The following is a 20,692-nucleotide window of genomic DNA, read 5'->3' on the forward strand; positions in this document are numbered from 1 at the left end:
TTTCTTTATTTTATTAATCAATTATATTATGATATGGCTTGGGAGGATAAACATATGGAAACACCTCGTATATTAGTTATTGATGATGAAAAAGAAATTTGTGATCTTATTGAAATTTATTTAAGTCAAGAAGGTTATCATGTTGAAAAGCGTTATAATGCCTATACATTATTACGTGATCTTGAAAAGTTCAAGATTGACCTTGTAATTCTAGATATGATGATGCCTGGGGTAGATGGTTTACAGGCATTAGAGATGATCAGAGAAAAGTACAATATCCCCGTTATCTTTGTATCAGCTAAGACAGCAGATCAGGATAAGATTGAAGGATTATTAAAGGGTGCTGATGATTATATTGCAAAACCTTTTAATGCAATGGAATTAGTGGCACGTGTTAAGTCACAATTAAGACGTTATCAGGTATATAGTAAGCCTATTGGTGTAGATAATTCTATTATTCAGGCCAACGACCTTCTTATTGATACAAATAAGAAGATGGTTTCTGTAGATAATCGTCCAGTAGCTGTGACTAAGATTGAATATGAAATCTTAGTATTACTTGCCTCACATCCTGGTACAGTATTCTCTACTGAAGATATCTATACAAAAATATGGCATGAAGAAGCAACACATGCCAACAATACCATCATGGTACATATTAGAAAACTAAGAGAAAAGATTGAAAGACAGCCACGTACGCCAAGACATATTATTACTGTCTGGGGCATTGGTTATAAGTTCGAATTATGATGCAGAAACTAAGAAAGCTGTTTATTTCTTCTTTTAAATGGCGTTTGTTGATTAATATTACATTAAGTTATCTTGTCGCATTTCTTATTTATTCTATTCTAGGAATTATATTCGATAGAATTATTCCTATTGCGGTACCTAATGAAATGCGTTATGCATTATGTTATGCGATTTCTTTTATTGTCTTTGTAGAAATCTTCTTTAAACTGATTGATTTTACAATTGAATATATTAGAAAGCTGAGACGTTCTATCCAGCAGGTAACAAGTGGTAATTATGGTGTACAGTGTGAAGTAGAATATGATGATGAATTAGGTTCTCTTGCTGCAAACATCAATGTCTTATCAAAAACATTGCTTGCGAAAGAAAAAGAAAGTGAAAAGCTAAAAGAAAAAGAAAGAGCTGCATTAGATATAGAACGTAATGCAGAAAGACAAAAGAATGAATTAATCACAAACGTAGCCCATGACTTGAGAACACCTCTTACAACTATTGTAGGATATCTTGAGTTGATTAAAGATGATACAGCTTTATCTAAAGAAGATGTACATAAGTATTCTGGCATTGCGTATGAGAAATCAATACGTCTACAGGAAATGATGGATGACCTCTTTGAATTCACTAAACTTGATAATGCAGATATCAAGTTGAATAAGAGTATGATTAATCTATCTGGATTAATCATGCAGATGACAGACGAGTTCTATCCTTCATTTAAAGACTGTAATATTACACCAATAGTAGATCTACCTGAAGAGAATATCTATGTTCAGGGAGATGGTCAGTTATTAGCCCGTGTATTTGATAATCTTATTTCTAATGCACTCAAGTATGGCTATCATAACACCGATTTAAAGATAGAAGTATCCGGTGATGAGAAATATGCAACTGTTAAAGTCATCAATCATGGTGATACTATTGCACCAGAGGATATCCCACTTCTATTTAATAAATTTTTTCGTACAGACTCATCACGAAACTCTAAAACAGGTGGTACTGGCTTAGGACTAGCAATCACTAAGAATATAGTAGACCTTCATCATGGTGATATTTCTGTTACAAGTGATGATCAAATTACAACATTCATCGTCAAATTCAACAGATATTTCGATCAGAACTAACATAAAAGACCACATCAAGTGGTCTTTTCATTTTGGACTATAATTTCAACCTTTCACCTGGCTTTATATATAAAGCATGAGGTGACTTAAAGCTTTTCGCAATATCTTCATCATATAATTGAGTAGGTGAAGTATGAATAGGAATAAAATAACGAGAATCAATCACATGTGCACAACGACTCGCTTCCTGTGCACTCATATTATAAATACCATCTACTGGTAATAATGCATAATCTAAATCATTGAAGCTTTCCATTTCAGGATAATAGTTTGTATCTCCTGCACCATATAATGTAATACCATCTACAGTCATAATAAAACCAACACATTCTTCTCTTGTATGATTCTTATTTTCTGCAGGTGTTCCTTCAATCATTACTTTCTTGATCTTCTTAATAGGATATTCACCATCCACAAATAAATCTCCATGTCTTAAAATCACACCATCATCTTTTAATGTGACAAGATCAACCTGATTATGATCACTATGTTCATGCGTTACAATCACAATATCTGCAGGCATCTCATAACCTTCACCTGCATAAGGATCAACATAAATCACTACACCCTCATTAGACACAATGCGATAACTTCCATGTCCTTGATACAATAATTCTGCCATTTTTTATATCTCCTTTATCACTTATTCAATTATAACTTTTCTTATTGCACAGTGCGATAGAATGGCAAAAAATAAAAAAATTAAATTTAGTTAAAAAAATTGTAAAAACCTGTTGACGAATCGCATAACACTTGGTATATTATATGAGCGTGCTTGGTTGGGATATGGCACTAACACTTAAGCATCGGTCTAATGGCCGGTATATCCCAAGAATATTGGAGGTTTAGCTCAGTTGGGAGAGCATCTGCCTTACAAGCAGAGGGTCAGCGGTTCGAGCCCGTTAACCTCCACCATTTTTATTAAAATTTAGCAACACACGCCGACTTAGCTCAATTGGTAGAGCAACTGACTTGTAATCAGTAGGTTGGGGGTTCAATTCCTCTAGTCGGCACCAGTGGGGAGGTAGCGAAGTGGCTAAACGCGGCTGACTGTAACTCAGTTCTCTACGAGTTCGATGGTTCGAATCCGTCCCTCCCCACCATTCCATGCGGGTGTAGTTCAATGGTAGAACTTCAGCCTTCCAAGCTGACTACGTGGGTTCGATTCCCATCACCCGCTCCATTTTATATTTAAAAGTGCTTGAATAGCTCAGCGGTAGAGCAATCGGCTGTTAACCGATCGGTCGGGGGTTCAAATCCCTCTTCAAGCGCCAGTGGCCGGTTGGAGAAACGGTTAACTCACATGCCTTTCACGCATGCATTCACGGGTTCGAATCCCGTACCGGTCACCATTTCTCAAAATACGATCGAAAGATCGTTTTCATTTGCGGGTGTAGTTCAATGGTAGAACTTCAGCCTTCCAAGCTGACTACGTGGGTTCGATTCCCATCACCCGCTCCATACGATTAGAAGATAGACTAAGGTCTATTTTTTTATTATCTAAATACCCACAGTTACGAGCTGTGGGTATTTTCATTTATTCTAATAATTCAAAACTATTAATTAATTCATTTTTAGATTCATACAATAATTCAGTTTTACCTGAATCAACATCATATGTATATATACCTTGATGTTTATTATTGCGCCCAAGAAGAATAATCTGATGAGAAGAACTAAAACAAGCATACTGTGTTACATCCATAATTTCATCAATATTAATTCCTGCTTTCTTCTTAATTGTTTTTGTATCTAAATATATGTATGATATTGAGGATTCCAAGCTGGAATGGTGTCACTTTCAGTAAATGCAAGATTTCCACTTTCCATTGGAAGCATTCTATAGACTAACTTGCGATTTGTAGAATAGATACATTTGAGTTGATTATTCTTTAAACGATAAATATGCGTATTAGGTGCAATATACTTATAATTCATTGTCCCTTTTGTATTTATACATATAGACACCAAAAAATTATCGACACAATTTTAGTGAAATACCTCGGCTTCTACATTATAAATATTCTCTTATGTCACATACAATCATGCGACACCTGTTAGATGTAGATCCATATTTAATTTTGTCATGTGAACTACCTTGACTTCAAATACGGAGTATTAAGTCGAGATAGTTCACTATTCATTAGTTCTTCTTTCTTTCACAATCTTGTCGAACCATTCAACCATATTAGGATCATTATGAGAGAAGAATAAGCTATTACTAGTATCTAATGTTTTAATAGAATTCATGTCTTCTTCTGTTAATTCAAAATCAAAGACATTGATATTTTCCTGCATTCTTTCAATATGAGTAGACTTGCAGGCAACAATAACACCTCTTTGAATAAGCCATCTCAACATAACCTGGGCAGAACTCTTATTATATTTCTTACCAATAGAAACTAATGTTTCATTAGTAAATAGATTATTTCTTCCTTCACCAAATGGAGCCCATGCTTCCATCTTTACACCATGTTTTTCCATGTTTTCCTGAGCACACCATTGTGCATTAAAAGGATTGACTTCTACTTGATTCACTGCAGGAATAACCTTTCTATCAAACATACAAATATCTGTCAAACGATCAGGATAGAAATTAGAAACACCAATTGCTTTAATTTTACCTTCCGCATATAATTCTTCTAAAGCACGATAAGCACCATAATAATCACTAAAAGGCTGATGAAGCAAACACAAATCTAAATAATCTGTTTTTAGTTTTCTTAATGATTCTTCTACTGAAGCCTTACACTCTTCATAACCATAATGATCAATCCACACTTTAGTAGTAATAAAGAGTTCTTCTCTAGGTACACCACATTCCACAATCGCATCTCCTACTTCACTTTCATTGAAGTAGCTCTGTGCTGTATCAATGCCTCTATATCCTGACTTAATTGCATCTAAGACACATCTCTTAGTATCTTCTTTAGGAATCTGATAGACTCCAAAACTGATGAGTGGCATTTCTATGCCATTATTTAATTTTACATATTCCATAACGAATACCTCCTACACTTACTGTACTAGACGGTAGTTACTCCCTGTCAAACTTCTCTTGCAATTTCTTATTAAAGTTCTAATATAAAGACAAGGAGGTATACATATGAAAAAGATTCTATTATTACTATGTCTCTTATTATGTGCATGTAGTGCTCAAACTGATATAAAGGACTATACAGTCATTTATAAGAATAAAGAGGTCTATCCTGGTGTGAGTGCATCAAAGATGTCAGATGCTTTATTTGATTCTAATATTCAATATTCAGAAAAGGATGGAAAAATCCAAACAATCACTCTCTTTACTAAGAAGTATAAACTTAAGAATAATATTACTGTTGGGACTGATTATTCTACAGTAAAGCATACTTATTCTTCTCCTACTTCTAACCATTACAATAACGGAAAAGGTACAATAACCTATAAATATAAAGAGAAGAATATACAAATTAAGTTTACCTTTAAAGACAAAAAAATTTCTGCATTTTCATTATCAAAATATTAAGATAACTATTGACGTGTTCGTTTCTCCTATGATATACTCAATTCCGCTGGCCGGTTGGAGAAACGGTTAACTCACATGCCTTTCACGCATGCATTCACGGGTTCGAATCCCGTACCGGTCACCATATTAAATACTACGATCCTTCGGGATCGTTTTTTTTATACCTAAATAAAAAAAGATAGCACAAAGGCTATCTGTATAAATCATACAACATTCCATGCTTAAGGCTTGATGAATCAATACCTAATACATCTAAAAGCTTATAAGCAAACGCAAATGCTGTAGCTGGTCCTCTACTAGTAATAATATGACCATCTACAACCACTTCTTCTTCAACATATTTACCTGCTTTTAAATAGCTTTCTATTTCTTCTCCTGGATAAGAAGTGACTTTCTTATTAGTGATTACACCTGCTTTACCTAAAGCCATAGGTCCTGCACATATAGCGGCAATATATCTTTCTTCATGATCATATTTCTTAATGAGTGAAATAATACGATCATCATCTCTTAAGGTCCATGCACCTGCTCCTCCAGGAATCACAATCATATCATAATAATCCATGTCTGTAAGTGTCTTATCGGCACGTACAGGAATGTTTCTAGAAGAAATGACAACCTGCTCCTCTTTAATAGAAACAGTGTCTACATCCACCTCTGCGCGTCTTAAGATATCTACTACACCTAAGGCTTCTACTTCTTCAAAACCATCTGCCATTAAAACTGCAACTTTTGCCATACTGTTATCCTCCTATCAATGATTGAAACACATATCCTGCAATCATTAATCCTGCACTCGCTGGCACAAATACACTACTACCTGGTGTTCTCTGTCCTGTCTTTGCAGGAATCTCATCTGAATAAGCAACTAAACACTTCTTAATTCTTCTTGCTTTTAATTCTCTTCTCATTACTTTCGCAAGAGGATCAATCTTTGTCTTATAGATATCAGTAATCTGTAAGTGAGAAGGATCAAGCTTATTTCCTGTACCCATAGAAGAGATAATAGGTACATTCAATTCTGTACATCTCTTAATCAATTCTATCTTTGCAGTTACTGTATCAATTGCATCAATTACATAATCATATTGAGATAAATCTATTGTATCAGCATTCTCTGGTAAATAAAATGTATCAAACGTATTTATATTTAAATTTGGATTAATATCTAACATACGTTCTTTAATAATATCTACTTTCTTCTTACCTACTGTAGAATGTAAGGCAATTATCTGTCTATTGAGATTTGTGATATCCACTGTATCATGATCAAATACATCAATTGTTCCTATACCAGAACGAACCAATCCTTCAATGACATAGCCTCCAACACCACCACAGCCAAACACTGCAACATGTTTAGTCTTCATGATATCAATAGACTCATTACCTGCCACCCATCTTAATCTTGTAAACTGATCATCCATTAGTCCTGCTCCTTATAGAAATCTAAAAAACTCTTCTTTGATTCATCCCAGTCAGTATAGGCAATAATTGTTTTAAGATTGACATTCTCTACACTCTTAAAAATATTCTGTTCTACTTTAGGATTGATTTCTCTTAGTTTCTTAATCAACATCTTAGTTTCTGCACGTTTAGATGTATGTTCAATTTCTCCACGCGCTTCAGATTCTTCTGTAAAACGACATGCACACTGTAAGAACTTTAAATTAAACTTCTCAGCCCAGGCAATAATATCTTCTTCATGAATCAAATACATAGGGCGAATTAATTCCATACCTTTAAAGTTCTTACTATGAAGTTTAGGCATCATAGTCTGGACCTGAGCCCCATACATCATACCCATTAATATTGTTTCTATTACATCAGAATAATGATGGCCTAACGCAATCTTATTACATCCTAATTCCTGTGCTCTATTATATAAGAACCCTCTACGCATTCTTGCACATAAATAACAAGGATTCTTTTCTATTCCATGTACGACATTGAATATATCTGACTCATAGAACTGAATAGGAATACCTAGCTTTTCCGCATTCTCTTCAATCAATTTTCTATTGGCAGGATTATAGCCTGGATCCATACAGATGAACTCTAAATCAAAATGAAACTTACCATGTCTCTGTAATTCCTGTAATAGCTTTGCAAGAAGCATTGAATCCTTCCCACCTGAAATACATACCGCAATCTTATCACCAGGTTCAATGAGTTCATAATCCTGAATACCCTTAATAAATCTACGCCATAAAGGTTTTCTAAAATTTGTAATAATACTACGTTCTATCGCTTTTATGTTATCCATTATTTCACCTCTTGTCCCTACTAAACCAATAGGAATATACTCTAAAATTCAAGGTTATCCTCTAAGGATAACCTTATCAAAAAACATTATAAACATTTAATAGGCATAAATGCAATTATTATCGACCAAAATACGCATCAATACCATTCGCAATACCTTCCGCAATTTTCTGCTGGAAATCACTGTTGTTTAACTTTCTATCTTCATCACCATTAGAAATGAATCCCATCTCAAGTAAGCAGACAGGTGTCTTACACCAGTTGATTCCACTTAAGTCATTACGTGCAGCCATTCCTCTATTTCTAATACCTGTAGTACTGCAATAATGATTAAGTACTGTTCTTCCTAAAGATTGTGAAGCAGACACATTACCTGCACTCATATAAGGATTTCCATTAGCTGGTTCCTGTACACTTGCACCAGTCACACTGCTATTATCGATACCATCACAATGTAATCTAATAAAAGCACCTGCTCCTGCATTATTAGCCATTTCAGCTCTTTCTCTATTAGAAATATTTACATCATTGGTTGTACGGATCATAACAACCTTATACCCTCTAGACTGTAATACATTTCTTAGTTTCAAACTCACATTAAGCGTTGTCTGGTATTCAGGAATACGTGTCGCAGTACCTGTTGCCCCTCCTGCGACCTTAGCCTTTTGTGTTGAAGCACCAGGACCAATCGGTTCCAATTGTGAATTACCTCTTGCTTGATGTCCTGCATCAATGGCTACCACATTATTATTTGTTGCAACAGATGCCTGTTGTCTTTTTAATTCTTCCTGTTTTTTAGCTTCCTCAGCTTTCTTCTGTTCCTCTATTTTTTTCTGTTCTTCTAGTTTCTTAGCTTCTTCTTCCTTTTTCTTTTGTTCCTCTAACTTCTTAGCTTCCTCTTCCTTTTTCTTTTGTTTCTCTACTACTGCCGTATCTTTCTTTTTTGTCTCTTTCGTAGTACCACATGCCACAAACAATATACTACATAATAATAAGCATAATAATCTTTTCATCGTCTTACCCTTCCTTATCTTTAATAATATACTATTTTAGACGTAAAAAAAAGATAACAGATGTAACTCTGTTATCTTGTGAATAGTGTCCCACTACCATCCTTAGATAATATTTCAATAAGAATAGAATGTGGAATACGACCATCAATAATGACTGCTTTTGACATATTACCTTTTAATGCATGAGTAATACAATCCACTTTAGGAATCATACCTCCTGCAATAATACCTTCTGCTTTTAAGTTTTCTACATCCTGGATAGATACCTCTGGAATCAATGTCTTTTCATCATGAGGATCTCTTAATAAACCAGGGATATCACTAACTACAATCAAGTTTTCTGCTTCTAGACTATCCGCAATAGCTGCTGCTGCATAATCTGCATTCACATTATAGCTATTACCTTCATCATCCATTGCGATAGATGCAATAACTGGAATATATCCACTCTTGATTGCATTCTTAATGATTTCATTGTTCACCTGTGTAACAGTGCCTACATAACCTAATTCGTCTTTAATCTTCTTCGCCTCTAATAACTTATTATCAATACCACAAAGACCTACTGCACGGCCTCCCCCATTCATAATCAGCTTTACAAGATTTTTATTGACTTTACCGGCTAATACTTCCTGGACAATATCAATTGTTTCTTCATCAGTATAACGCAACCCATCAATAAACTTTGATTCTATACCAGAACGTTTTAATGCCTTATTGATTTCAGGGCCCCCACCATGAACCAATACCACATTAATACCAACTAAAGTCATTAGACATATATCAGAAATGACATTGTTCATCAATTCTTCATTGATCATCGCATTTCCACCATATTTTACTACTACTGTCTTACCATTGTATTCCTGTAAATAAGGAACAGCTTCAGATAAGATTTTTGCTCGATATATTTCTCTTTCTTCCATTATGTTCTATATTCCCCATTAATCTTCACATAATCATAAGTAAGATCACAGCCCCATGCTGTTGCATCCCACATACCATCATTTAAATCAATATTGATATCAATCTCATCTTCAGATAAGACCTTTAATGCTTTGTCTTCATCAAAGATAACACCCATGCCCTTCTCACAAACATGAATATCTCCTGCAGATGAAGCTAATGTCACGGATACTTTGTTGATGTCTAAATCAGCATCAGAATAACCAATAGCACATAAGATACGACCCCAATTCGCATCTCTACCAAACATCGCTGCTTTAAATAAAGTAGAAGTGATTACACTCTTTGCAACAATCTTGGCATCCTGTAATGTCTTCGCATTCTTGACATTACATGTAAGAAGTTTAGTTGCTCCTTCACCATCTTTCGCAATACCACGAGATAATTGTTCACAAATATGATATAACGCATCCTTCATAATATTATAAGACTGATCCTTCAAGACAATCTTATTATTCTGTGCCATACCATTTGATAATACACATAACATATCATTAGTAGATGTATCCCCATCAACACTGACCATATTAAATGTATCATCTACAACTTCATGTACCATTGCTTCTAGACATTCTTTAGAAATAGCTACATCACTTGTTACAAAAGCAAGCATTGTTGCCATATTTGGATGAATCATACCAGAGCCCTTTGCGATAGCCCCAATATGACATTTAGCATTACCTAGTTTAAACTCTACTGCATATTCTTTAGGCTGTGTATCAGTTGTCATGATTCCATAACATGCATCATGAGACCCATCTACATTTAACCCTTTTACAAGTTCTTTCATATGATCTTTAAAAGGATCAATAGACATAGGCTGACCAATAACACCAGTAGAAGCGACAATAATATCATCTTCCTTTAAACCTAATTCCTTTGCAGCTAAAGCACATACTTCATTTGCAAGCTCAATACCATTTGAATTACATGTATTCGCATTACCTGAGTTACAGATAATAGCTCTTGCACGACCATTCTTTAAATGCTGCTTTGTAACTATCAAAGGAGCACCTTTTACTTTATTTTGTGTATATGTTGCAGCTGCTGTACATAACTCTTCACTCACAATAAGAGATAAATCCTTCTTAGATTTATTCTTTCTCATTCCTGCATGAATACCATTTGCACTAAATCCTATTGGTGCACATACACCACCAAGTATATCTTTCATAACATCCTCCTTAAAATGATGGAGCAACAAGATTTAAACCTGTGTTCTCATCGAGTCCATACATAATATTCATATTCTGTACTGCCTGACCAGCAGAACCTTTCACCATATTATCAATTGTAGACACTACAATTAATGTATGATCACGTTCATCCATATGTAATGAAATATCACAATAGTTAGATGCTTTCACAAACTTTAAGTCTGCGACCTGTCCAAGAGGTAATACTCTCACAAACTGTTCATCCTTATAAGCCTCTACATATGTTTCATAGATTTCTTCTAGAGACTTATCTACAGGAACATAAATAGTAGAAACAATACCACGGTCTACAGGAAGCAAATGAGGGACAAATGTGATATGTACATCTTTTTCATTCATCTTACTTAATTCCTGCTCAATTTCTGGTGTATGTCTATGTACACCTACTTTATAAGGATGGAACGATTCATTACATCTTGGAAAATGCATACCATCACTTAAGTTCTTACCAGCACCTGTTGTACCTGATGCTGAATCAATAATAATCTTCTGTGATACATTGAGCTTATTCTTTAATAAAGGATAGAGGCCTAAAGTAATAGTTGTAGGATAACAACCAGGATTTCCAATGATAGAGGCATCCTTGATCTTATCTCTATTGACTTCAGGTAAACCATATACCTGATTCTTATGAAGTTCTGGTAAGTTATAATCTAAACCATACCATTTCTGATAATCTTCTTCTTTATCAAGTCTGAAGTCAGCCCCTAAATCAATAAACTTCTTACCCTTTTCTACACATGTCTTGGCATACTTTTCAGATAAGCCATGAGGAAGAGATGCAAAAATAATATCTGCTTTCTCAATGACTTCTGTATCCTCAATAAACTCTAAATCACATACCTGATAGAAGTTAGGATAAAGATCATAAATCTTCTTACCAGTATAGCTATGTGAAGAAATAGCTGTTACTTCTGCTTCAGGATGCATTAATAAGATTCTTAATAGTTCACATCCTGCATAACCACTTGCACCAATAATACCTGCTTTAATCACAATATCCACTCACTTTCTGATTGATTCTATGAATATTCTCCATCTCAATTTTAGGAGAAGGTCCACCAACAACTGCTCTGTTGTTAAGACATGTTTCTAATGAAATAGCCTGATAAACATCTTCACCAAACATATCTGTATAACCTGTATAAACATCTAGAGGAAGTGTTTCTAATGTTTCTCCATGTTCAATACAGTATCTTACAAGTTCCCCAGTAATCTTATAAGCATCTCTAAATGGCATACCCTTCTTAGTGAGATAATCTGCACAATCTGTTGCATTAATAAATCCTCTTGCAGCAGCATCTCTCATCTTATCTTTATGAACAGTAATAGTTGCCATCATATCTGTAAAGACTGGAAGACAAAGCTTGACTTCATCAATTGCATCAAATAAAGCTTCTTTATCTTCCTGCATGTCTTTATTGTAAGCAAGAGGGAGTCCCTTCATCATTGTAAGTAATGTATTCACATCACCAATGACTCTTGCACTCTTACCTCTTACTAATTCTGCAATATCTGGATTCTTCTTCTGAGGCATAATAGAAGAACCTGTTGCATAGGCATCATCAAGATCAATGAATTTGAATTCCCATGAACACCATAGAATCACTTCTTCTGAGAATCTTGATAAATGCATCATGATTGTGGCTAAGGCACTTGATAACTCAATCGCATAATCACGATCACTCACACCATCTAAAGAGTTATACATAATATCATACATACCTAATTCTTCTGCCACAAATGGTCTATCTAATGGATAAGTTGTTGTTGCAAGTGCACCACTTCCTAGAGGTGATACATAAAGTCTCTTATCAACATCTTCTAAACGATCAATATCTCTTAAGAACATTGATGCATAAGCCATTAAATGATGTGCAAAAGTAATAGGCTGTGCTCTTTGTAAGTGTGTATATCCTGGCATGATTGTATCAAGGTTATGTTCAGCTAAACCTGTTAATGTATGAATCAGGTTCACTAACATTTTCTTGATTTCTAGAATTTCATCATGTGCATATAAACGAAGATCTAATGCAACCTGATCATTTCTAGAACGTCCTGTATGTAGTTTTTTACCAGCCACTGGATAACGCTTTGTGAGTTCACTTTCCACAAACATATGAATATCTTCAGCTTCAGGATCAAAGAGGAGTGTACCCTCTTCAATCTCTTTTAAAATTGCATTTAAACCTTCTACAATCTCTTCATAATCTTTCTCTTCAATAATACTCTGTTTACATAACATCTTTGCATGAGCAAGAGATCCTCTGATATCCTGCTTATACATACGATGATCGAATGAAAGAGATGAATTGAATGCATTGACTTCATGATTCAATTCTTTAGAAAATCTACCTTTCCACAATACCATATCTTAAACTCCTATTTCTTTTTCTTCTGATCTAACTTAGCTTTTACCTTGATTGGTAAACCGTATAATGTGATGAATCCTTTAGCATCATACTGATCATAATCATCATCTTCATCAAATGATGCTGTCTGTAAATCATGTAATGTATCAGGAGATGTTACACCAGCACCTACGATATTCCCCTTATATAATTTAAGTTTAACATCACCATTTACGTTTTCCTGAGTCTTATCTACGAATGCAAGTAATGCTTCAGTAAGAGGTGTATACCACTGACCGTTATAGATATTATCAGCAAGCTTTAAGCTTACCTGCTGTTTGAAATGCTGTGTTTCTTTATCTACAGTAATTTCTTCTAGGTTCTGATGTGCTGCATATAAAATAGTTCCACCTGGTGTTTCATATACACCTCTTGACTTCATACCAACAAGTCTGTTTTCAACCATATCTGCGATACCAACACCGTTCGCACCACCGATTTCATTTAACTTAGCTAACATTTCTACTGGTTCAAGTTTTTCACCATTTAATGCTACAGCTTCACCCTTTTCAAAAGTTAAAGTGATATATGTTGGAACATCTGGTGCTTTTTCTGGTGAAACACCCATTTCTAGGATTTCATCATACTTAGGTTCATTAGCTGGATCTTCAAGATCTAAACCTTCATGAGATAAATGCCATAAGTTCTTATCTTTAGAGTAGTTTGTTTCTCTATTGATCTTTAGAGGAATCTTTCTTGCTTCAGCATATTCGATTTCTTCTTCTCTTGATTTAATATCCCATTCTCTCCAAGGAGCTATAATAGGCATATCTGGTGCGAATGCTTTAATAGCTAATTCAAATCTTACCTGGTCATTACCTTTACCAGTACATCCATGACAGATTGCATCTGCACCTTCTTCTAAAGCGATATCTACTAACTTCTTCGCAATAATTGGTCTTGCAAGAGAAGTACCTAACATATACTTACCTTCATATAATGCATTGGCTTTAACTGCTTCAAAACAGAAATCCTTAACAAATTCAGGTTTACAATCTACACAAATATATTTAGAAGCACCTGTCTTTGCAGCCTTTTCATCAAGACCATCAAGTTCTCCAGCACCCTGTCCCACATCAGCAGCGACTGCAATAACTTCACAACCATAATTTTCCTTCAACCAAGAAATAATAATTGAAGTATCTAATCCTCCACTATAAGCTAATACAACTTTCTTAAATGTTTTCTTTTCCATAATTTTCTTCTCCTTTAAATGTTTGATGTTTTATTTTAATGCCCCACTACTTAACTAAATCGTCGTTCCTTCATATCAAACACCCCTTTAATAAACAAAAAACGCCTCTGGATTAATCCAGAGACGTATATAAACGCGGTACCACTCTAGTTGCTTGTATCATACAAACCACCTCTTCATTAACGCAGATTCACGTTCTGTTATACTCAATTCCAACAGACTCTCCCGAGTGCGTTTCTCTTATATCTTCCTGATGACCTTCCACTCTATGTCATCTCGCTGTAGGTGATTGTAAGATACTCTTCTCGTTCATCGATTTGTTTATTTGACTTGGGCTTATAATACAATCACTTTTTTACTTTGTCAATAATTTTTCTTTAAATATAAACAAAATTGTTTACTTTCTGTTTTTCGTAAATTTTAACTCTTCTTTGTGATTTTTTTCATTTTCGCAATATATACAGGACTGCCATCATATTGATCATAGCTAGAAATATAAACAGTTTCTTCACCTAAGTAAACTGCAATACCTAACTGTTTTTCACCTTCATAAAGGTTGTATTTGATGAGTGCTTCAGGAACTTTTTCTTTCTCATCTTTTGAAAGTTCAACCTTCTTATACTGGATATTCTGATACTTTAAATCACTTTCAAATGTACATGTATCTTTATTGATTTCATAAACAAGATACGCATTATAAGCGTCCTTCTTCTTTATGTAATTCTTCTTATTTGCATATACGATTTTCTCCTGTTTGTACTGTCCAAAGCTGTCTTTGAGTGGCATAGGTTCTGCAGGTGAGCAGGCACATAACATCATTGTCACTAATAAAATTAATATTTTCTTCATATTCACCTCTCCATTCCACACTACTATATCATATCAAACAACTAAATAAATCAAACCTAATCAAAATACACAACACTTACATATTCATTAAAAAATTAGTAGTGTTTTTATTTTTATTCGCTCTTTTTAAGTAAATTGTTGCTTTAGGTTATCTTATTCAGCAAAAATACCATAACGATTCGTAATATGCTTCCTTGAGTGAAATAGGCATAGGTGTAGCTCTTACCATTTCATTACTGAAAGCCTCAGTATCCATCATCATTCTTAGAATCTCAGATGCCATTTCCTTTCTCTTGAATGTATACTTAGCCTGCTTCTTAAGAAGCAGGAAATCTAGATAACCTTGTATGTATCTGGTTCCAACGCCTCTTGTTGTCTGTATCATTGAGCTTACTTCTGTCATCATCTCATTGACAGTTCCTAATGATTTACCATCATCAGTAAGATATCTCTTCTCTAAAGGAGATGTCTTTATCTTATTGTTTACTGCTTCAAGATAGTTGGCAAACTGTTGTATGCTCGCCTTTGAATCTGATATGAACTCTTCCACATCCTTAAAGTAGTCTTTATTCGCTTTATATTTATCGAATGACTCACTTCCAAGACCTGATACCTGCATCATCATATGATCATTTTCATCTGTAGCACAGACAATAGCAACCTTGTGATGAGGTATTCCTCTATATGCAGCCTGTTTACCTCTTTTCTTTGAGTATCTAGGCATATTTTGAGGACGTGTTCCCTTTAGGTTTATACTTTTATACTGTGTATCTATTTCAACTTTGTAGAATAATTTCTGATGACCCATGATTTCAGAGGCTGCATGATAAAGTTTATGACGCATATAGAAGCAGGTTGTCTTGCTTGTCCCCAAGACTTGAGCCTCACCCTCTAGAGGCATTTTATATAATTCCAGTTCAATGAAGTGAAACCACTGGTCCAAAGTAAAATGAGACCAGTAGAATAAGGTGTTGGTTCTATCACTAAAAGACCTGTGACAGTCAAGACAGATATATCTCTGATGTCCGTTCTTATCTTTTCCATTCTTCTTGAAATGAACTGAACCACATATAGGGCATGCCTTATGAGATAGATCAACGTCTTCATCATCCTGTTCATATAATGATTCGATAAGTTTATTTACATAATCCTTATCCTTAGATCTTAAATAGTTTTTTACCTGGTTTTCAGTTATCATAGCACTCACCTGACCTTTTAAGATCATTTTACAACTATTCGAGAAATGATGATTTGAGTTAGGCGGCTATAAAGTAGAAAAATAGGCGTTAAGCTAAACTTAATGATCTAGTAGCAACACTTTTCATGAACTTAGCGAAAAATTAAAAGAAAAACATTCTGAATTATGTCGCATCAATGCCATAAACAGACAGCTTGCAATAAATGAAGACGCTAACCATTTAAGAAGTCTTGGAGATGTATTTATCACAGAACCCAAAAATGCAGGCAGGCTTATGAGACGAGCCAAAGAAACTACGGTCAATAGTAAAGTCAAGTTTAATAGGAAAAAGCGTTCTGGCAGATCCATAAAGAATAGATGTCCTTCTGGGTTTCAAGCTGCTCTAGAACAGAAATTCAAGTTATCAGGCGGTATATATATTGAAGTATCTAATGATTACAGATCAAGTCAATATGATCATACTGTTGATGACTATATTAAAAAGAGATTATCTGACCGAATGTATAAGCTGCAAGATGGTACTGAAGTACAAAGAGACTGGTATTCATCATTCTTATTACACTGTTACGATTACAGAACCAAAGATATAGATAAAAACAAATGCATTTCTGAATTTGATAAGTGTTACAGCAAAGAAAAAGACCTAATCGAATGGATTAAGGCTAACGAGATCAAGGTATCAAATAGCGGAATTAAGATAGCGTAAAACATATTCAGGGAGATTGATTATACTTCCCTACGAAAGTAGAAATTTACCGTCAATGTGGTCGCTGGACTGCTTGGTAATGAAAGTTCTGATTCAAATAGATTTACACTTGTAACTTCAAAGTCTGAAAATGATGTACGATTACAAGCTACACTTGGCAATCAGAACCCCACGGGCTTGTCCGTGGGAGTAGTCAGGCTAGGTATTTACTTCTATTGCAGACATAAGAAGAATACACATGTTGAGTTGAAACGTATGAGAGCAAAAGAACTCTTTTAAATTATTAAAGGCTGTAACGAATAGATAACCTTAAACGTTACAGCCTTTTTTACTTTGAAGAATAATTATATTATTCTTCTACTTTTTCAAATTCTTCTGGTCCTACACCACATAGTGGACATACATAATCTTCAGGTAATTCATCACCTTCATACACATATCCACATACTTTACATACCCATTTCATATTATAATACCTCCTTTAGTATATAGTAATTATTACTACTTATACTATAGTACTTTTGAGATATAATTCAATAAATATGCTCAAACTAAAAAAAGAAGTACACTAAACGTGTCCTTCTTTACGCATCTCTTTACGATACATTTTATAGAGATCAGCATGACATAGATTATTTGTGCCACATGTATTACAATTATGTCCACAGACACCTATGCCTTTTTTCTTATTTTTATATATAGTTCTAAGGACAAGACAAATCCAGATAACTAATAAAATACTTACTATAATTGTACCCATAATATCTCCTCCTCGCTTCTATTATACAATTATCTTGGTGTATAACCAAGTTTGATGATCATCTGTTGATATATTTCTAGATCAGGTTGATTCATAGAAAGAATAGTGATTTCTTTCTTATTCATGTTTACTGATGCTAGATATTCTTTATGTTGATTAAATGCGTTTTCTATTGTTGCTGCACAGTTCTTGCAGAACATATCGTCAATATGAAGAGTAGTACGATAGGGATAAAGATTTTTATCTTTATCCCCCGTACCTATTTTCTTTATTTGATCATGTTCCCCACAACAGTCAGACTGCAAAGTCTTCTTGTAGTGAAGAGCACCTATAATGAGCAACACAACAACAATAGCCACAACTATGATGTTACCCATAATTGATTAGGCTCTCTGTGTCTTTAATTCTGGTTTAGGTGCTGGTCTTACAATGAAGTAGATCATTACTAGAACACATACGATTGATAAAATCTGACCTAATCCGAATGGTGCACCATAGAATAACCATGAACCTAACTGATAAGTGATCATAGCTAATACATAACCTAATACCATCTGGTATAATACTGCAAACCATCCCCAGAACTTAGAACCCATTTCTCTCATGATTACTCCAATAGCGGCAAAGCATGGTGGATCGAATAAGTTCAAGATCATGAATGAGAAGCCACCCATTGCAGAGAAAGTATTCACCATAGCATGAATTGCCTTAGCACCTGAATCTGCATCACCCATGTGATTCAAGATAGAGATAGTAGAAATAGCCTGTTCCTTAGCAGCTAATGCTGAAATAACAGCTACTGAACCTTTCCAGTTTTCAATACCTACTGGTGCGAACAATACTGCAAATAGATGACCAATAGATGCTAACATTGAGTTTTCAATTTCGACCATCTGGAATGAGAAGTTAAATGTAGATAATAACCATACAACGATACAAATACTAAAGATAATAGTTCCTGCTTTAAGCATGAATGCTTTTGCACGTTCCCATACATGGATGAATACACCCTTAAAAGTAGGAAGATGATATGCTGGTAATTCCATTACGAATGGTGCTGGATCACCGGCAAAGAAACGAGTCTTCTTTAATGCGATACCTGATAAGATAATAACTAAAATACTTAAGAAATACATTGCTGGCGCAATCCAAGTGTTACCTGGAAAGAATGCTGAACTGATCATACCAATAATAACAGTCTTCGCACCACAAGGAATAAATGTACATAATAGAATAGTCATTCTTCTATCTGCTTCATTTTCAATAGTACGTGTACCCATAACGGCTGGAACACCACATCCTGTACCAATTAAGATAGGGATAAATGATTTACCAGATAAACCGAATTTACGTAATAGTCTATCCATAATGAATGCAATTCTTGCCATATATCCTGAATCTTCAAGAATAGCTAAGAATAAGAAGATAAGTGCCATCTGTGGTACGAAACCTAATACTGTACCAACACCAGCGATAATACCATCATTGATTAAGCTGATTAATGGAGCTGCACAACCAATTGATTTAAGGAAAGTTTCTACTGCAGGTGGAATGATTTCAGTAAATAATACATCATTCACCCAGCTAGTCATCCAGTCACCTACTGTAGATACTGAGATAAAATAAACAAACCACATAATTAATACAAAGAGTGGTAAAGCCAAGAATCTGTTAGTCACAATCTTATCAATCTGATCTGATGTAGATAATGTCTGATGGGGATTCTTCTTTGTAAGAACCTTGTTAATAGAATTCTTAATAAATGTATATCTCTGGTTTGTGATAATAGATTCTGAATCATCATCCATTTCTTTTTCACAATCCGCAATATGACCTTCGATTTCATTTAATACTACCTGATCTAATTTAAGTTCAGCCAATACCTTTTCATCTCTTTCAAATACCTTAACCGCAAACCATCTTAACTTAGATGCATCTACTCTATCTTCAATAGATTCTTCAATATGTGCTAAAGCATGCTCTACTGAACCAACAAATACATGAGGATGTTCTGATGCTTTATGGTTATGTGCAAGTTTAATTGCTTCTTCAGCAACTTCCTGAGTTCCTTTATTCTTTAATGCAGATAAAGTGACTGCTTTACAACCAAATAACTGACCTAACTGATCTAAGTCAATCTTATCACCCTTCTTTTCTATGATATCATACATATTGACAGCTAAAACCATTGGAATACCTAATTCAGCTAACTGAGTTGTTAAATATAGGTTTCTTTCTAGGTTAGTTCCATCAATGATATTAATGATTGCATCAGGTGTTTCATTAATTAAATATCTTCTTGTAACAACTTCTTCAAGTGTATAAGGAGATAATGAATAAATACCAGGTAAATCCTGGATAGTCACATCTTTATGACCTTTTAGTTTCCCATCTTTCTTTTCAACTGTAACCCCTGGCCAGTTACCAACATACTGAGTACTCCCTGTCAGTGCATTAAATAACGTTGTTTTACCAGAGTTAGGGTTACCCGCTAACGCTATCTTCATAACTATTCCTCCACTTCAATCATCTGCGCATCTGCTTTACGCAAAGATAATTCATAACCACGTACTGTAATTTCTACTGGATCTCCTAAAGGTGCAACTTTCCTTACATAAACACTCTGTCCTTTAGTTAAACCCATATCCATAATTCTTCTTTTTACTGGACCTGTACCAGTTACTTTTTTAATAGTTACTGTTTCGCCCACTTTTACATCTTTTAAGTTCATGTTAC

Annotated in this window: 25 protein-coding genes, 8 tRNA genes and 1 other annotated feature; of the genes, 13 read left to right on the top strand and 20 right to left on the bottom strand. The window is 34.6% G+C overall.

Going from position 1 to position 20,692, the window contains the following annotated elements; genetic code table 11:
* The first annotated feature begins 54 nt into the window (after positions 1-54).
* Together ACFOZZ_RS00855 and ACFOZZ_RS00860 are read left to right on the top strand one after the other, a co-directional pair.
* Positions 55-750, top strand: a complete 696-nt coding sequence (locus ACFOZZ_RS00855; RefSeq protein WP_022424738.1) for a response regulator transcription factor — start codon at positions 55-57, stop codon at positions 748-750.
* Entirely contained in the window at positions 747-1,871 is a 1,125-nt protein-coding gene (locus ACFOZZ_RS00860; protein WP_270467968.1) for a sensor histidine kinase, read from the top strand. Before ACFOZZ_RS00855 ends, ACFOZZ_RS00860 begins: the two co-directional genes overlap by 4 nt.
* A gap of 37 nt (positions 1,872-1,908) precedes the next feature.
* On the opposite strand, the gene ACFOZZ_RS00865 is transcribed toward ACFOZZ_RS00860, so the two are convergent.
* Positions 1,909-2,493 (bottom strand): MBL fold metallo-hydrolase, encoded by a 585-nt coding sequence (locus tag ACFOZZ_RS00865; protein ID WP_055233231.1) that lies wholly within the window; start codon positions 2,491-2,493, stop codon positions 1,909-1,911.
* A gap of 217 nt (positions 2,494-2,710) precedes the next feature.
* On the opposite strand from ACFOZZ_RS00865, the gene ACFOZZ_RS00870 reads away from it, so the two are divergent.
* The 7 genes from ACFOZZ_RS00870 to ACFOZZ_RS00900 all read left to right on the top strand — a co-directional run bounded on the left by ACFOZZ_RS00870 (position 2,711) and on the right by ACFOZZ_RS00900 (position 3,332).
* A tRNA-Val gene (locus ACFOZZ_RS00870) sits at positions 2,711-2,786 on the top strand.
* Between the two features lie 25 nt (positions 2,787-2,811).
* Positions 2,812-2,887 (top strand) — tRNA-Thr (locus ACFOZZ_RS00875).
* Positions 2,888-2,889: 2 nt separating this feature from the next.
* Positions 2,890-2,974, top strand: a tRNA-Tyr gene (locus tag ACFOZZ_RS00880).
* 6 nt (positions 2,975-2,980) lie between these two features.
* Positions 2,981-3,054, top strand: a tRNA-Gly gene (locus ACFOZZ_RS00885).
* A gap of 16 nt (positions 3,055-3,070) precedes the next feature.
* Positions 3,071-3,145 (top strand) — tRNA-Asn (locus ACFOZZ_RS00890).
* A 2-nt stretch (positions 3,146-3,147) separates the two neighbouring features.
* Positions 3,148-3,223: transfer RNA gene (locus ACFOZZ_RS00895), tRNA-Glu, on the top strand.
* Positions 3,224-3,258: 35 nt separating this feature from the next.
* Positions 3,259-3,332: transfer RNA gene (locus tag ACFOZZ_RS00900), tRNA-Gly, on the top strand.
* 76 nt (positions 3,333-3,408) lie between these two features.
* Here ACFOZZ_RS00900 and ACFOZZ_RS00905 read toward each other — a convergent pair.
* The 3 genes from ACFOZZ_RS00905 to ACFOZZ_RS00915 all read right to left on the bottom strand — a co-directional run bounded on the left by ACFOZZ_RS00905 (position 3,409) and on the right by ACFOZZ_RS00915 (position 4,871).
* Positions 3,409-3,654 (bottom strand): hypothetical protein, encoded by a 246-nt coding sequence (locus ACFOZZ_RS00905; RefSeq protein WP_055289517.1) that lies wholly within the window; start codon positions 3,652-3,654, stop codon positions 3,409-3,411.
* Positions 3,624-3,809 (bottom strand): hypothetical protein, encoded by a 186-nt coding sequence (locus ACFOZZ_RS00910; protein ID WP_286696824.1) that lies wholly within the window; start codon positions 3,807-3,809, stop codon positions 3,624-3,626. Before ACFOZZ_RS00910 ends, ACFOZZ_RS00905 begins: the two co-directional genes overlap by 31 nt.
* 198 nt (positions 3,810-4,007) lie before the next feature.
* Positions 4,008-4,871 (bottom strand): aldo/keto reductase, encoded by an 864-nt coding sequence (locus tag ACFOZZ_RS00915; RefSeq protein ID WP_376814510.1) that lies wholly within the window; start codon positions 4,869-4,871, stop codon positions 4,008-4,010.
* A gap of 106 nt (positions 4,872-4,977) precedes the next feature.
* Here ACFOZZ_RS00915 and ACFOZZ_RS00920 point away from each other — a divergent pair, with 106 nt between their 5' ends.
* Together ACFOZZ_RS00920 and ACFOZZ_RS00925 are read left to right on the top strand one after the other, a co-directional pair.
* On the top strand, positions 4,978-5,376 hold the full coding sequence (locus ACFOZZ_RS00920; RefSeq protein ID WP_022425527.1) for a hypothetical protein: 399 nt from the start codon (positions 4,978-4,980) through the stop codon (positions 5,374-5,376).
* A gap of 48 nt (positions 5,377-5,424) precedes the next feature.
* Positions 5,425-5,500 (top strand) — tRNA-Glu (locus ACFOZZ_RS00925).
* Between the two features lie 66 nt (positions 5,501-5,566).
* On the opposite strand, the gene ACFOZZ_RS00930 is transcribed toward ACFOZZ_RS00925, so the two are convergent.
* The 11 genes from ACFOZZ_RS00930 to ACFOZZ_RS00980 form a co-directional block, all read right to left on the bottom strand.
* Positions 5,567-6,115 carry a DJ-1 family glyoxalase III gene (locus ACFOZZ_RS00930; RefSeq protein ID WP_006506239.1) on the bottom strand — a complete coding sequence of 183 codons (549 nt, stop codon included), beginning with the start codon at positions 6,113-6,115 and terminating at the stop codon, positions 5,567-5,569.
* A 4-nt stretch (positions 6,116-6,119) separates the two neighbouring features.
* The gene (locus tag ACFOZZ_RS00935) at positions 6,120-6,803 is read right to left on the bottom strand and encodes a tRNA threonylcarbamoyladenosine dehydratase (protein ID WP_006506238.1); all 684 of its coding nucleotides are present in this window, start codon (positions 6,801-6,803) and stop codon (positions 6,120-6,122) included.
* Positions 6,803-7,642: a tRNA 2-thiocytidine biosynthesis TtcA family protein gene (locus ACFOZZ_RS00940; RefSeq protein ID WP_331900065.1), complete on the bottom strand. Its 840-nt coding sequence runs from the start codon at positions 7,640-7,642 to the stop codon at positions 6,803-6,805. Before ACFOZZ_RS00940 ends, ACFOZZ_RS00935 begins: the two co-directional genes overlap by 1 nt.
* Positions 7,643-7,760: 118 nt before the next feature.
* Entirely contained in the window at positions 7,761-8,654 is an 894-nt protein-coding gene (locus ACFOZZ_RS00945; RefSeq protein WP_279068099.1) for an N-acetylmuramoyl-L-alanine amidase, read from the bottom strand.
* Between the two features lie 71 nt (positions 8,655-8,725).
* Positions 8,726-9,580, bottom strand: a complete 855-nt coding sequence (gene argB / locus ACFOZZ_RS00950; RefSeq protein WP_376814511.1) for an acetylglutamate kinase — start codon at positions 9,578-9,580, stop codon at positions 8,726-8,728.
* The gene (argJ, locus tag ACFOZZ_RS00955) at positions 9,580-10,794 is read right to left on the bottom strand and encodes a bifunctional glutamate N-acetyltransferase/amino-acid acetyltransferase ArgJ (RefSeq protein WP_055233247.1); all 1,215 of its coding nucleotides are present in this window, start codon (positions 10,792-10,794) and stop codon (positions 9,580-9,582) included. Before argJ ends, argB begins: the two co-directional genes overlap by 1 nt.
* Positions 10,795-10,804: 10 nt before the next feature.
* Positions 10,805-11,833: an N-acetyl-gamma-glutamyl-phosphate reductase gene (argC, locus tag ACFOZZ_RS00960; protein ID WP_055233250.1), complete on the bottom strand. Its 1,029-nt coding sequence runs from the start codon at positions 11,831-11,833 to the stop codon at positions 10,805-10,807.
* Positions 11,826-13,208 (bottom strand): argininosuccinate lyase, encoded by a 1,383-nt coding sequence (argH, locus tag ACFOZZ_RS00965; RefSeq protein ID WP_055233248.1) that lies wholly within the window; start codon positions 13,206-13,208, stop codon positions 11,826-11,828. Before argH ends, argC begins: the two co-directional genes overlap by 8 nt.
* 11 nt (positions 13,209-13,219) lie before the next feature.
* Positions 13,220-14,443, bottom strand: a complete 1,224-nt coding sequence (locus ACFOZZ_RS00970; protein WP_006506230.1) for an argininosuccinate synthase — start codon at positions 14,441-14,443, stop codon at positions 13,220-13,222.
* A 116-nt stretch (positions 14,444-14,559) separates the two neighbouring features.
* Positions 14,560-14,765: a binding site (T-box leader), on the bottom strand.
* 98 nt (positions 14,766-14,863) lie between these two features.
* Entirely contained in the window at positions 14,864-15,292 is a 429-nt protein-coding gene (locus ACFOZZ_RS00975; RefSeq protein WP_270469047.1) for a hypothetical protein, read from the bottom strand.
* Between the two features lie 157 nt (positions 15,293-15,449).
* The gene (locus ACFOZZ_RS00980) at positions 15,450-16,490 is read right to left on the bottom strand and encodes a transposase-like zinc-binding domain-containing protein (RefSeq protein ID WP_376814512.1); all 1,041 of its coding nucleotides are present in this window, start codon (positions 16,488-16,490) and stop codon (positions 15,450-15,452) included.
* A gap of 274 nt (positions 16,491-16,764) precedes the next feature.
* On the opposite strand from ACFOZZ_RS00980, the gene ACFOZZ_RS00985 reads away from it, so the two are divergent.
* The gene (locus tag ACFOZZ_RS00985; protein WP_376814513.1) at positions 16,765-17,196 is read left to right on the top strand and encodes a hypothetical protein; all 432 of its coding nucleotides are present in this window, start codon (positions 16,765-16,767) and stop codon (positions 17,194-17,196) included.
* A 57-nt stretch (positions 17,197-17,253) separates the two neighbouring features.
* Positions 17,254-17,475 carry a hypothetical protein gene (locus tag ACFOZZ_RS00990; RefSeq protein WP_100054592.1) on the top strand — a complete coding sequence of 74 codons (222 nt, stop codon included), beginning with the start codon at positions 17,254-17,256 and terminating at the stop codon, positions 17,473-17,475.
* A 70-nt stretch (positions 17,476-17,545) separates the two neighbouring features.
* Here the strand turns inward: ACFOZZ_RS00990 and ACFOZZ_RS00995 are convergent, their stop codons facing one another.
* The 5 genes from ACFOZZ_RS00995 to ACFOZZ_RS01015 all read right to left on the bottom strand — a co-directional run bounded on the left by ACFOZZ_RS00995 (position 17,546) and on the right by ACFOZZ_RS01015 (position 20,687).
* Positions 17,546-17,662, bottom strand: coding sequence for a rubredoxin-like domain-containing protein (locus ACFOZZ_RS00995; protein ID WP_022425517.1), 117 nt, complete (start codon positions 17,660-17,662; stop codon positions 17,546-17,548).
* A 102-nt stretch (positions 17,663-17,764) separates the two neighbouring features.
* A complete protein-coding gene (locus tag ACFOZZ_RS01000; RefSeq protein ID WP_329966940.1) occupies positions 17,765-17,956 on the bottom strand; it encodes a FeoB-associated Cys-rich membrane protein in 192 nt (63 codons plus the stop codon).
* A gap of 29 nt (positions 17,957-17,985) precedes the next feature.
* Positions 17,986-18,333: a heavy-metal-associated domain-containing protein gene (locus tag ACFOZZ_RS01005; protein WP_376814514.1), complete on the bottom strand. Its 348-nt coding sequence runs from the start codon at positions 18,331-18,333 to the stop codon at positions 17,986-17,988.
* Between the two features lie 6 nt (positions 18,334-18,339).
* Entirely contained in the window at positions 18,340-20,463 is a 2,124-nt protein-coding gene (gene feoB / locus ACFOZZ_RS01010) for a ferrous iron transport protein B (RefSeq protein WP_376814515.1), read from the bottom strand.
* A 2-nt stretch (positions 20,464-20,465) separates the two neighbouring features.
* Complete coding sequence (locus ACFOZZ_RS01015; protein ID WP_022425513.1) at positions 20,466-20,687, bottom strand: FeoA family protein; 222 nt, start codon at positions 20,685-20,687, stop codon at positions 20,466-20,468.
* Between the last annotated feature and the right edge of the window lie 5 nt (positions 20,688-20,692).

The sequence above is a fragment of the Catenibacterium sp. GCM10023432 genome (assembly GCF_042651925.1).
In the GTDB taxonomy this organism is placed as follows: Bacteria; Bacillota_I; Bacilli_A; order Erysipelotrichales; family Coprobacillaceae; genus Catenibacterium; species Catenibacterium mitsuoka.

What these genes read in the sequence shown, in the direction of transcription:
- ACFOZZ_RS01005 (WP_376814514.1), bottom strand. Translation starts at nt 18,333, where the DNA reads ATGGGTAACATCATAGTTGTGGCTATTGTTGTTGTGTTGCTCATTATA.
- ACFOZZ_RS00930 (WP_006506239.1), bottom strand. Translation starts at nt 6,115, where the DNA reads ATGGCAAAAGTTGCAGTTTTAATGGCAGATGGTTTTGAAGAAGTAGAA.
- ACFOZZ_RS00855 (WP_022424738.1), top strand. Translation starts at nt 55, where the DNA reads ATGGAAACACCTCGTATATTAGTTATTGATGATGAAAAAGAAATTTGT.
- ACFOZZ_RS00945 (WP_279068099.1), bottom strand. Translation starts at nt 8,654, where the DNA reads ATGAAAAGATTATTATGCTTATTATTATGTAGTATATTGTTTGTGGCA.
- ACFOZZ_RS00920 (WP_022425527.1), top strand. Translation starts at nt 4,978, where the DNA reads ATGAAAAAGATTCTATTATTACTATGTCTCTTATTATGTGCATGTAGT.
- argB (WP_376814511.1), bottom strand. Translation starts at nt 9,580, where the DNA reads ATGGAAGAAAGAGAAATATATCGAGCAAAAATCTTATCTGAAGCTGTT.
- ACFOZZ_RS01015 (WP_022425513.1), bottom strand. Translation starts at nt 20,687, where the DNA reads ATGAACTTAAAAGATGTAAAAGTGGGCGAAACAGTAACTATTAAAAAA.
- argJ (WP_055233247.1), bottom strand. Translation starts at nt 10,794, where the DNA reads ATGAAAGATATACTTGGTGGTGTATGTGCACCAATAGGATTTAGTGCA.
- ACFOZZ_RS00995 (WP_022425517.1), bottom strand. Translation starts at nt 17,662, where the DNA reads ATGAAATGGGTATGTAAAGTATGTGGATATGTGTATGAAGGTGATGAA.
- ACFOZZ_RS00980 (WP_376814512.1), bottom strand. Translation starts at nt 16,490, where the DNA reads ATGATAACTGAAAACCAGGTAAAAAACTATTTAAGATCTAAGGATAAG.
- ACFOZZ_RS00970 (WP_006506230.1), bottom strand. Translation starts at nt 14,443, where the DNA reads ATGGAAAAGAAAACATTTAAGAAAGTTGTATTAGCTTATAGTGGAGGA.
- ACFOZZ_RS00865 (WP_055233231.1), bottom strand. Translation starts at nt 2,493, where the DNA reads ATGGCAGAATTATTGTATCAAGGACATGGAAGTTATCGCATTGTGTCT.
- argH (WP_055233248.1), bottom strand. Translation starts at nt 13,208, where the DNA reads ATGGTATTGTGGAAAGGTAGATTTTCTAAAGAATTGAATCATGAAGTC.
- ACFOZZ_RS00935 (WP_006506238.1), bottom strand. Translation starts at nt 6,803, where the DNA reads ATGGATGATCAGTTTACAAGATTAAGATGGGTGGCAGGTAATGAGTCT.
- ACFOZZ_RS01000 (WP_329966940.1), bottom strand. Translation starts at nt 17,956, where the DNA reads ATGGGTACAATTATAGTAAGTATTTTATTAGTTATCTGGATTTGTCTT.
- ACFOZZ_RS00860 (WP_270467968.1), top strand. Translation starts at nt 747, where the DNA reads ATGATGCAGAAACTAAGAAAGCTGTTTATTTCTTCTTTTAAATGGCGT.
- ACFOZZ_RS00940 (WP_331900065.1), bottom strand. Translation starts at nt 7,642, where the DNA reads ATGGATAACATAAAAGCGATAGAACGTAGTATTATTACAAATTTTAGA.
- ACFOZZ_RS00910 (WP_286696824.1), bottom strand. Translation starts at nt 3,809, where the DNA reads ATGAATTATAAGTATATTGCACCTAATACGCATATTTATCGTTTAAAG.
- ACFOZZ_RS00985 (WP_376814513.1), top strand. Translation starts at nt 16,765, where the DNA reads ATGAGACGAGCCAAAGAAACTACGGTCAATAGTAAAGTCAAGTTTAAT.
- ACFOZZ_RS00975 (WP_270469047.1), bottom strand. Translation starts at nt 15,292, where the DNA reads ATGAAGAAAATATTAATTTTATTAGTGACAATGATGTTATGTGCCTGC.
- ACFOZZ_RS00915 (WP_376814510.1), bottom strand. Translation starts at nt 4,871, where the DNA reads ATGGAATATGTAAAATTAAATAATGGCATAGAAATGCCACTCATCAGT.
- feoB (WP_376814515.1), bottom strand. Translation starts at nt 20,463, where the DNA reads ATGAAGATAGCGTTAGCGGGTAACCCTAACTCTGGTAAAACAACGTTA.